Here is a 10,116-nt window from a genome sequence, read left to right as displayed (position 1 = left end):
TATTATGGCGATTTTTAATTAAAAATTCTTCGTTAATTATCCTATGATAGCTAAGTATAAAAACAACATCATAACCGCTAATTTGTTCATGAAAATTGTAAATTTGACTATTAAATCCATAATTGCTTAAAAGATCTTGAAATCTTAACGCATATGGTTCAAACCATTGATTAGCTGTAGTAAGAATTGCAATTTTCATGCCAAGAGCCTTTCTTGGCAAAGAAGTATATTGAGTCCTACCCCCCCCTTTTTTTTTATCTCTCTTCTTACGACTAAAATATACCATATCTTTATCCTTTTTAATTATATTAAATTCAAATTTTTTATAAAGCGCTATAGCTTTTAAATTATCTATAAAAGCCTTAGCTAAAATCTCTTTAATATAAAGTCTATTAAATGCATAATCTATAATCACACCCATCAGCAAATCGCCCATACCACGCAAATCTGGACTAGCATATATCCCAAATTCGCATGAGCTTTTAGATATATTTATAAACGAAATTACTCCAATTGCTAAACCATCTTTATAGACTAAAAAATAGATCTTATCTTGAGAATTTCTAAGGCTATCTATAAAGCCTAAATGCTCATCCCATGTTATACTTTTATTTATCATATATTTAGCGATTTTAGGGTTGTTTCGCCAGTTATAAATCATCTTTATCTCTTTAGTATCTAAACTAGTAAAATTAACCAGCCTTATACCATTAATCAAGCTTTCTAGCATCTATCTCCTCACTTTTATCAACCCATCCATATTCACACCACTCTAGCTTCTCATTATCAATATTTTTAAATTTCCTATCGCACTCCCACTTGCCCATACCAAGCATTCGCATTGTTTGGCCATATCTATAACCCTCTTTTTGCTCTTTTGTTTTTGGTTCATATAGTATTAGCGCATTTAAGCTAGCAGCTAGTATGCACAAAGTTATAATTTTTTTCATCTATTCACTCCTTTTAATTCGTAGAAATACCGGAAATCTTGGTCTATTATTTTTGGTTAAATTAGCAAATTTATATGTGATTATAGTGCCTATTTTTGGTGGATTTTGTCGTATTTCATCGCTAAATCCTGAGCCGATTTTAAATTTAATTTTGCTAAAAATATCAACACAATCAATTGAGCCCATTTTTCCTGTATATTTGCCTTTTCCGCTATTTATAGCTACTATTTGACACTCGCTATCATGCCACTTTTTTAGCTTTAATATTTTGCTACTTCGGCCGCTTATATATGTCGCATTTGGATCACGAACAACAATACCTTCACCACCTTTGCTTACAACCTCATCTAAATAGGCAAAAGCATGCGAATTATTTTGGATATAGATTTGCTTTACAGCTTTTATAAACTCACTTGGATTTGAGCTTAAAAACTCTTCTAGATAAGCCATTTTATCACTTAAATTTCCATCAAATTTAGGTAGATCAAATACCATATATTTAATATTTTTCCATAATTTAATATCAGGATTTTCATCTAATACAATAGACGCAATTAGCTCAAACTCTCCTCTATGGCTCCACAGCTCACCATCAAGCGCAAAATTAGGTAATTGAGCTATAAAGCTAGATGGTGCATTAATTATATTACCATTACGACTTTTTAACTCTTTGCCATCCCAAATAGCACGCACGCCATCATATTTTTCGCTCATCATCCAGCCAGTAAGATTTTCGTCTTTATACTCTTTAAGTAGCATTACAGAAGAAAAAGTACTACAACAAATCAGCCAAGTTAATAAACAAATTTTAATCATTTACAACTCAATCTATTAAGCTCATTTTCTATATATTGACAAAATACCGCACTATAGCTCATATCGGCTTTTTGCTTATTTAGATATTCACTCATTAAGCTTAAATAATTAGAATAATCATCTAAATTTAGTTTACCACGCAATAATTCATATTTTAAAAATAGCCAATATGTATTTAGCGTATCAGACTCACAATATTCATCAATTTTATCTTGCTTTCCATCATAGTATAAGTTCATTACCTCATCGCCATGAACATCATATTTGCCAGGTAAATTTAAACTAGCACATAGTAGATCTAATTTTAGCCCACTTACAGCTTTAAAATCACTAATATGATCAAGTAAATCAAGATGAAAAACCCCATCATACCTACTTCTATAATTGCACCATTTGTCTTTGCCATTAGCTCTATCGTTAGTATTAAAATACTCGCTCGCATCGATATTATAACGCATTGCTCTTATCATTAACATAGGTAGATCAAAGCCTCTTCCATTATAGCTTACAAGTCTAGGATTGTGTTCATTTATAAATTTAATAAACTCAGCTATTTTTTTCTCTTCACTATCTCCAGCGATTGTAGATACTCTTTTAAATCTGCCAAATTCATCAGCTATTACTGCGCTAATAGTTACTACTTTATGAAAGCAAACTGGCAAAAACCCACTTCCAGTACGCTCTTTTTGCTCTGCAAGTGCTATTTGTGCTACGCTTTTATCATCTCCTTCATAGCTATAAATTGCTCTTAAAGAATCACAATCAGGCACAGTCTCACAATCAAATACACATATATAACCGCTCATAAATTACCAACTTTTAATCAAATTTAGATAAAATAATAGCAAAAAATCTTGGAAAATTAGTTGAAAATAGCAATTATTAGACTCTCAGCTCTTGGCGATATCGTTCATACAAGTATTATTATACAATTTATCAAAAGGCATTTTAAAGATGCTAAAATTAGCTGGTTTGTGGATGAAAAATTTAGTAGCATTGTTCATCTTTTAGATGGTGTAGAGGTTATAGCGCTCCCTTTAAAGGATAAAAAATTTACTAAAAGCTTTAAAATTCTTAAAGAATTTAGCGGTAATTTTGATCTTATTATAGATTTTCAAGGACTTATAAAATCAGCTCTTGTAGCTAGGGTTTTAGGTAATAATATAGCTGGATTTGATAAAAGTAGCATAAAAGAGCCACTAGCTTCTATATTTTATAAGAGTAAATTTAAAATTGATTATAATGAAAATATTATAAGACGAAATTTAGCTCTTGCTGGTTTTGCTTTGGGTTTTGAGTTTAGCGATGATGATATCATACAAAAATCTGCTTGTTTCATCTCAGATATAGAGCCTAAATCATCTAAAACCATTCTAATAGCTCCATTTGCAAGCGAGCCAAGCAAGTGCTATGATAAATTTAACGAGGTGATAAATTTGCTAAAAGATTATGAGATTAATATCATTTCAGCAAATGCTAAAGAGTATGACCTTGCTAGTAAAATCGCTTATAATACTCATGCTAAAGTACTAAGTCCTATGAGCTTAGCTAAGGTTGCAGATTTTATGCAAAGTGTAGGGCTTGTAATTGGCAATGATAGCGGTATCACCCATCTAGCTTGGGCACAAAATAGAGCTAGTATCACGCTCTTTGGTAATCGTCCAAGTAGTAGAAATAGCTTTACTACATCTATAAATCATACTATTGATACAGGCAAAAAAATTGATGCTAGAAATATAGATAAAAGCGATTATTGCATCAATGAGATATCTCCAAGCAGCATAGCAAATTTGGCAAAAAATATTTTAAATCCGGAGCTTTTAAATGGTTGATTTTTTATATTTAGGAATATACCATACTCTTAGATTTATTGCAATCTATACACCAAGGAGTTTGCAAAATATATTTTTTGATCTACTCGCAAGAGCTTTTTATAAATTTGATAAAAAACATACAAATATAATGCGAACCAATCTAAAAATGTGTAAATTTACAAATATCGAAGAGATTATTTTGCAAACTTATCGTAATTTTGCTCACTTTGGTGTGGAGTTTTTACGCAATCAAAATAGCACAAAAGAGCAAATTTTAGCAAAAGTTGAGTTTAAAAACGCTCAAATTTTAGATAAATTTAAAGACCGCCCAATCATAATAGCTACTGCTCACTATGGCAATTGGGAGCTTTTTAGTCTTGCGATGGCTGCTAAATTTGGTGCTGTAAGCATTGTAGGCAGAAACCTTGATAGCCCTGTGATGGATAAGATTTTAAGTAAAAATCGAAGCAGGTTTGATATAGAAGTAATACCTAAAAGTGGAGGCGCAAGAGCGATTATGAAAGCCTTGCAAAATAGAAGACTTCTTGGTATTTTAGTTGATCAAAATGTAGATATTAGAGATGGAGTAGAGTGTGAGTTTTTTTCTAATCGCATCTCTCATACACATGCTGCTAGTATATTTGCCTCTAAGCTTAATGCAGTAATTATCCCAGCATTTATCAAAAGAGTTGAAGATAAAAATGAAATTAGCTTTTATGAGCCAATAGAGGTTAATAAGCTAAATGGTGATAAGATTAAGCAAGCCACACAAGCCCAAAGTAGTGCTACACAAGATATCATAACAAGCAAGCCAGATGAGTATTTTTGGATGCATAAGAAATTTAAACAATTCTATCCAGAGATTTATAAATGAAAATTTTAATTATCAAATTTAGATTTATTGGCGATGTGCTTTTAACTACCCCGTTGATATCTAATCTAAAAGCCCATTATCCTGATGCTTCTATACATTTTGCTCTAAATCAAGGCACGCAAGCTGTAATAGCAAACAATCCGCAAATAGACCAAATCCATATATATGATCGTCCGGCTATAAAAAAAGCCAATATTTTTAAAAAAATTTGGCTAGAGCTGAAATATGCCAAGCAATTAAGAAGGCAAAAATTTGATATAGTAATAAATACCGAAATAAGCGATCGTGGGCTATTTTTAGCTATATTTAGTGGGGCAAAAAGCATAATCTCACGTAAGGGCAAAAGCCAAATTTTAAATAAATTCATTACCCATCAAAGCGAGCAAGAAAACCATATAGTAATGCAAAATCTCTCAGCCATAAAGGCTCTTGGCAAGGAGATTGTAAGCACAAAGGTTAGTCTATATTTTAATGAATATGATTTAAATTTGCCAAATAAATTTATTCACATTCATCCGATGGCTAGATTTGATTATAAGTGCGTAAGCGATGAGATAATGGCTGGAGTAATTGATTTTTGTGAATTAGAGCTAGATAAGAGAGTTGTTTTAACTTGTGATAAAAACCCAAACGAGATGGCAAAAATGCAAAACATTCTAAAGCTTTGTAAGAGTAAGCCAGTTGTATTTAAAGGGAGCTTGACTCTAGATCAAGTCGCATTTTTAAGCTCAAAATCTCTTTTGTATATCGGTACAGATACAGCCATAATGCATATGGCAGCGGCTAATGATATTCCATGTATTGCACTTTTTGGCCCAAGCTATACAGGCGCATGGGGGCCATGGGATAATTCAAAATCAAAAAACTGCTATAAAAGCCAAAGCGGGATACAAAAAATGGGACGCCATACCGTAATCCAAAGCTCATTAAAATGTGTTCCATGCGGTTTAGAAGGGTGCAATAATTCTGGTGTGAGTGAATGCTTAAATAGTTTAGATATTAACTGGATAAAAAATGAAATAAAAAACCATTTTATTACACAAAATCAATAAAATTTAAATAAATAAACCAATTTATAAGCCTAGCTATGTTAAAATCAAAGAATGAAAAATATATCAATCTTAGAAATAAACTTTTCTAGCAAAAATCAGAGGTTTATCGAGCGTTTAAAAGCTGCTTTAAATTCACTTAAATATACCACTATATCTAAAAATTATAGTGGCATTAAAGCTAAAACTAGTCTATTAAGACCGCTTAAAATCAATAATATAGCCAAAAAGCAAAAGGGCGATGAGTTTTATATCTGTTTAGATAAATTTGATAGTGCTGATATATATTTAGCCAATGATGGTGTACAAAAAATTTATAAAAAGCTTTATAAATTTTGGTTTTTAAGCTTTTCAAATTTCATTGCTGGTCAAATTGAGAAAAAATGCGTCCAAAATGCTACTAAAATTATAGCAAATTCAAATCTAACTCGCTTTGGATTAGAGACTGTTTATAATCTAGACCCAAATAAATTAGTTACTATTTATCCAGGAATCACACCTCCAATTCAAATCCAAAAAGGCAGAGCCAAGATGCGTTTATGCAATGAGCTTGGGCTTAATATGGAATTGCCAGTTATGCTATTTGTATCAGATGATTTTAGGGCTGATGGAGCTAGGGAATTTATCGAGCTTTTAAGTCGTTTAGAGACTAAGGTAAATGCGCTTATTATCGGTAGTGATAAAGCTGTTTTAAAATATAGAAAAATTGCCCAAAATCTTGGTGTTACAGTTATTTTTCGTCCATCTCAAACTATAATGAATCACTACTATGAAGCAGCTGATATATTTGTTTTACCATCGCATTATAACTCATTTAGCAATCAACTCTTAGAAGCGCTTAGCTATGGTTGTGCGTGTTTTACTACTGAACAAAATGGAGCTAGCGAGATTTTAGGTAGTGAGTTTGTTATGAAAAATGCTAGCGATCAAAGTATAGATGGATATATAAATCTTTTGCTAACAGATCATGATCTACTTTTAGAGATTTCAGGGCAAAATAGTGAAATGGCACGTGAATTTAGCGTTGAAAAGAATCTAAATGAAATTTTAAAGGTTATTGGTGAGAATATTCATTGAGTTGCCAACATGGCTTGGCGATGGGGTAATGAGTAGTGCTGCTATTGCAAATATCAGGGCAAATTTTAAAGATGCAAAGCTAACATTTTTTGGCTCAGCTGCTAGTACGGCGTTATTTGCTGAGTTTGGCCAGATTATAATCGATGAATCTAAAAAATCTAGATTTCGCCTAGCATATCTATATAAATTAGCTAAATCCCAGCCCAAATTTGATGCATTTATCAGCTTTAGAAGCCATCTAGCCTCAAAGGCTTTAGCATTTTTTATTAATGCTAGAAATAGTGGAGTATATAGGCCAATTAATAAAAATGACCATTTAGTAGTTGATTATCTAAATTTTAGTTCAAAAGCCCTTAATATTAGTATTTTAACTAATGAAATGCAGCTAAGCTTTACCCCGCAAATCTATACTAGGCCGACTCTAGGGCTAAATCCAGGCGCAACATATGGAAGTGCTAAAAGATGGTATCCTAGCTATTTTGCTCAGGTGGCTATGGAGTTAGCAGATAAATTTGATATTTTGATTTTTGGTGGAAATGGCGAGATAGAGATTTGTGATGAGATTAGCTATATTTTGACTAAAAGCGGTATATCGCATAGAAATCTTTGTGGTAAAACTAGTATAAAAGAGTTAGCTAGTTATATTGCTGGACTTGGGCTTTTTATTACTAATGATAGTGGCCCAATGCATATCGCAGCAGCTTTTAAAGTGCCAACAGTTGCGCTATTTGGCCCTACAAATTTTACTAGAACTAGTCCATATAATAATCCAAATGCTAGATTAGCTCACTTAAATTTGCCATGTATGCCGTGTATGAAGCGAGTCTGCCCGCTAGGCTCTCATGAATGTATGAAAGAGTTAAAGCCAGCCCTTGCATTAGAGCTAGCTAGGCAGATTATTTAGATAAATTTATCATAGTTTATTGCGATTACTAGATCAACATCTTATTAAGCAATGCCTTTTTAATATTTTTTAATTTTTCTACCTTGCGCTGTTGAAGGGTGATAAGGTTGTCGAGTTTAGAGAAAAACGCACCGATTTTTTCTTGTTCTTTTGAATTTGGGATTGAAATGCTTATATTTGATAAAGTATTTTTTTGTATATTTGGAAGCCCGCTACCAACACGCAAAGCCATTATTTCTTGCTGTTTTGCTTTTAAGAAAGAATATAAAAATAATGTTTTAGTTTTTAGTTCATTTAATGTATAATTATGTCCGCCTGACCAAAATTTTTCAATATTAAATTTTACATATCCGCAAGAGTTTCCACCTTCGCTTATAGAAATAGTATTTTCTAATGTATTGTATGTATTTATATATCCAGATGGGCTAATTCCACCATTTAATACATAATATTTTCCATTTTCAAGTAATGATAATTTATTTATTTGTTCGCCTTTGATAATTTTGCAAATTTCGCCTAAATTATTATTTTCCCACTCATCACTAAAATTTTTAAAGCGAATTTTTGGGGTGTTTTGGTTGTTTTGTGGGAATAAATTTTGCAAGCAAGATTTTTTTATCTTTTGCAATTTTTCAAATTTACTTTGGTGAAGGGTGATAAGCTTATCAAGAGACTGGAAATAGGAACCGATTTTGATTTGTTCTTCAATTAGACTTGGTACAATAAACTCTGTTTCAGCAATCAAATTCCAATCAGCTCTTGGCATTTTTGAACCTGCTGATTGATTAGCGATATCATCAAATTGTTGTGTTTGAATAAGCCTATAAAGAAAATTTTTATCCAATTCAATAGGTCTTAAAACCCACCAATCACCTACTGCAACACCCTTAAAATCAGGATTTAACCAATTATGTAGATATGGACGAAGTTTTCCAAATAAAACTTGTGAACCATCAAAAATAATACCTTTTTTCTGCATTTCTTTTAATGAAATATCCTTGTTAAGTTGCCCCTCATTAGCAATAACATCTTCATATTCAACACAAGGCATATCAATCGAGGATATATCACAATTTGATTCTCTAACTGCTAGTTCTCCAAACTTACGCCGTTCCCAATCCCCAGTAAATCCTGCAAAACGAATCTCTGGAACTGATGCTCCATTTTTTGGAAACATTTTTTGAAGCATGGATTTTTTTACTTTTTTTAGGCTATCACATTTACGCTGATGAAGGGTGATGAGGTTGTCGAGAGACTGGAAGTAGGTGCCGATTTTAGATTGTTCGGCAAGAGATGGAGCATAAAAAGTAAAATCTTGATACTCCTGTGCATTAACACCAGGCTGTCCCGAACGCTGTGATGTTATTCTTATAAAGCTGTCGTACTTGTCTGTGAATGTATTTTGAAACACAAATTCCACATCATTTTCAGAATTAATTTTTGCTCTAATAAGGAATCCTGCATAGTATACAAGACCATCTTTTTCCCTATATAAATAGGTTTTTCCTACACTCGCACCAGTTCTTGCAAATAGAATATCGCCTGTTTCGAGTTTGTATTTATCTGCTAATGTTAAGTCAGTATCGGGTGATGTAATATCATCAGATAAAAACATTCTTGATTCATCATCTATATCGGTAATACGAATATATTTATTTTTCCCATCATACTCTTTTGCCGAAGCGTTTAAGCCATATTCAAAGTTATTTGCCACATCCCCCAACTTACGCTGTTCCCAATCTTCTGTATAGCCTTTAAATCTTATTTCCGGAGTTTTATTTCCTATATTACTCATTCCTATCTCCTAACTTCCTTGTTTTTTAAAAGTGCATCCTTTAATTTACGTTCATTATACTTCCCGGTAATTCCGGTAAAAGCAAAATTATAAGGATCTTTTGAAAGTTCTTGAGCAAGTTCGCTTGTTTCTTCTAATTGCTCCGCAACTTGTGGAGTAATTAAAGTTTTATTTCCTATGTTACTCATTCCTAATTCCTCATTCTCAATTATCCAAAATGTGTTTTATTTTTTCTTGCAACAATTTTTTGTCTGGCAAGTGCAATTTGTATTCTGCCACCATTGTCGGAGAAAGAGTTCTGCTTAATGCATATTCTACCACTTCATTATCCTTATCACGACACAATAAAATTCCAATACTTGGATTTTCTTTTTCTTTTTTTACATCTCTATCTAAGGCTTCAAGATAGAAATTTAATTGTCCAAGATGTTCAGGCTTAAATTTTTCAGCTTTCAATTCAAAAGCCACAAGACATTGAAGTTCCCGATGATAAAACAGCAAATCTATAAAAAAATCTGAATTCCCAACTTGAATTCTATATTCCTCATCAATAAAAATAAAATCTTTGCCAAGTTCCAAAATAAATTGCTTCATATTATTTACAAGAGCTTTTCGTAAATCTCTTTCATCATGCTTTGCAGGAATTCCTAAAAATTCTAATGTATAGCCATCCTTAAAAAACTCTTGAGGATTTTCTGCAATTTGTTGCATACCAGATGAAATAATCAATTTATTTTCTCTAAAAGATTCATACAGATTTGAATCTATTTGACGTTCAAGTTCTCGTTTTGTATATCTTTCTTTCAATGTTTTTTGTATATAAAATTCACGTTCACC

At 32.1% G+C, this 10,116-nt stretch carries 12 protein-coding genes; 5 read left to right on the top strand and 7 right to left on the bottom strand.

All coding sequences use genetic code 11. The annotated features are described in order from the left end of the window. The 4 genes from pseH to J6V67_RS01260 form a co-directional block, all read right to left on the bottom strand. Nucleotides 1-730: UDP-4-amino-4,6-dideoxy-N-acetyl-beta-L-altrosamine N-acetyltransferase (gene pseH, locus J6V67_RS01275; RefSeq protein WP_291857486.1), on the bottom strand; the 730-nt coding region annotated here is incomplete at its 3' end. Beyond that, nucleotides 711-950, bottom strand: a complete 240-nt coding sequence (locus tag J6V67_RS01270; protein ID WP_291857484.1) for a hypothetical protein — start codon at nucleotides 948-950, stop codon at nucleotides 711-713. The genes J6V67_RS01270 and pseH, both read right to left, overlap by 20 nt. Then, nucleotides 951-1,766 carry a DNA ligase gene (locus J6V67_RS01265; RefSeq protein ID WP_291857481.1) on the bottom strand — a complete coding sequence of 272 codons (816 nt, stop codon included), beginning with the start codon at nucleotides 1,764-1,766 and terminating at the stop codon, nucleotides 951-953. It abuts the gene before it with no gap. Further along, entirely contained in the window at nucleotides 1,763-2,572 is an 810-nt protein-coding gene (locus tag J6V67_RS01260; RefSeq protein WP_291857479.1) for a 3'-5' exonuclease, read from the bottom strand. The genes J6V67_RS01265 and J6V67_RS01260 overlap by 4 nt, the downstream gene beginning before the upstream one ends. 60 nt (nucleotides 2,573-2,632) lie before the next feature. Between J6V67_RS01260 and waaC the strand changes: the two genes are divergently transcribed. Genes waaC through J6V67_RS01235 form a run of 5 tightly spaced genes read left to right on the top strand, consistent with a single transcriptional unit; the run spans nucleotide 2,633 to nucleotide 7,484 of the window. After that, the gene (waaC, locus tag J6V67_RS01255) at nucleotides 2,633-3,598 is read left to right on the top strand and encodes a lipopolysaccharide heptosyltransferase I (RefSeq protein ID WP_291857477.1); all 966 of its coding nucleotides are present in this window, start codon (nucleotides 2,633-2,635) and stop codon (nucleotides 3,596-3,598) included. Next, nucleotides 3,591-4,454 (top strand): lipid A biosynthesis lauroyl acyltransferase, encoded by an 864-nt coding sequence (locus J6V67_RS01250; RefSeq protein WP_291857475.1) that lies wholly within the window; start codon nucleotides 3,591-3,593, stop codon nucleotides 4,452-4,454. The genes waaC and J6V67_RS01250 overlap by 8 nt, the downstream gene beginning before the upstream one ends. Continuing rightward, the gene (rfaQ, locus tag J6V67_RS01245) at nucleotides 4,451-5,506 is read left to right on the top strand and encodes a putative lipopolysaccharide heptosyltransferase III (protein WP_291857474.1); all 1,056 of its coding nucleotides are present in this window, start codon (nucleotides 4,451-4,453) and stop codon (nucleotides 5,504-5,506) included. Before J6V67_RS01250 ends, rfaQ begins: the two co-directional genes overlap by 4 nt. A 51-nt stretch (nucleotides 5,507-5,557) precedes the next feature. Continuing rightward, nucleotides 5,558-6,580, top strand: coding sequence for a glycosyltransferase family 4 protein (locus J6V67_RS01240; RefSeq protein WP_291857472.1), 1,023 nt, complete (start codon nucleotides 5,558-5,560; stop codon nucleotides 6,578-6,580). Further along, complete coding sequence (locus tag J6V67_RS01235) at nucleotides 6,564-7,484, top strand: glycosyltransferase family 9 protein (RefSeq protein ID WP_291857470.1); 921 nt, start codon at nucleotides 6,564-6,566, stop codon at nucleotides 7,482-7,484. The genes J6V67_RS01240 and J6V67_RS01235 overlap by 17 nt, the downstream gene beginning before the upstream one ends. Before the next feature lie 28 nt (nucleotides 7,485-7,512). Here the strand turns inward: J6V67_RS01235 and J6V67_RS01230 are convergent, their stop codons facing one another. The 3 genes from J6V67_RS01230 to J6V67_RS01220 form a co-directional block, all read right to left on the bottom strand. Next, a complete protein-coding gene (locus J6V67_RS01230; RefSeq protein WP_291857468.1) occupies nucleotides 7,513-9,279 on the bottom strand; it encodes a restriction endonuclease subunit S in 1,767 nt (588 codons plus the stop codon). A gap of 2 nt (nucleotides 9,280-9,281) precedes the next feature. Then, nucleotides 9,282-9,467, bottom strand: a complete 186-nt coding sequence (locus J6V67_RS01225; protein WP_291857466.1) for a hypothetical protein — start codon at nucleotides 9,465-9,467, stop codon at nucleotides 9,282-9,284. A 16-nt stretch (nucleotides 9,468-9,483) separates the two neighbouring features. Further along, nucleotides 9,484-10,116, bottom strand: a 633-nt coding sequence (locus J6V67_RS01220; protein ID WP_291857464.1) for a PDDEXK nuclease domain-containing protein, incomplete at its 5' end; no start/stop codon positions are given.

The organism is Campylobacter sp. (assembly GCF_017646085.1).
Classification (GTDB): Bacteria; Campylobacterota; Campylobacteria; order Campylobacterales; family Campylobacteraceae; genus Campylobacter.
Note: the sequence above shows the minus strand (reverse complement) of the source record. Positions and strands in the feature narration are given on the sequence as shown.

What these genes read in the sequence shown, in the direction of transcription:
- J6V67_RS01270 (WP_291857484.1), bottom strand. Translation starts at nt 950, where the DNA reads ATGAAAAAAATTATAACTTTGTGCATACTAGCTGCTAGCTTAAATGCG.
- J6V67_RS01265 (WP_291857481.1), bottom strand. Translation starts at nt 1,766, where the DNA reads ATGATTAAAATTTGTTTATTAACTTGGCTGATTTGTTGTAGTACTTTT.
- J6V67_RS01260 (WP_291857479.1), bottom strand. Translation starts at nt 2,572, where the DNA reads ATGAGCGGTTATATATGTGTATTTGATTGTGAGACTGTGCCTGATTGT.
- J6V67_RS01250 (WP_291857475.1), top strand. Translation starts at nt 3,591, where the DNA reads ATGGTTGATTTTTTATATTTAGGAATATACCATACTCTTAGATTTATT.
- rfaQ (WP_291857474.1), top strand. Translation starts at nt 4,451, where the DNA reads ATGAAAATTTTAATTATCAAATTTAGATTTATTGGCGATGTGCTTTTA.
- J6V67_RS01240 (WP_291857472.1), top strand. Translation starts at nt 5,558, where the DNA reads ATGAAAAATATATCAATCTTAGAAATAAACTTTTCTAGCAAAAATCAG.
- J6V67_RS01230 (WP_291857468.1), bottom strand. Translation starts at nt 9,279, where the DNA reads ATGAGTAATATAGGAAATAAAACTCCGGAAATAAGATTTAAAGGCTAT.
- J6V67_RS01225 (WP_291857466.1), bottom strand. Translation starts at nt 9,467, where the DNA reads ATGAGTAACATAGGAAATAAAACTTTAATTACTCCACAAGTTGCGGAG.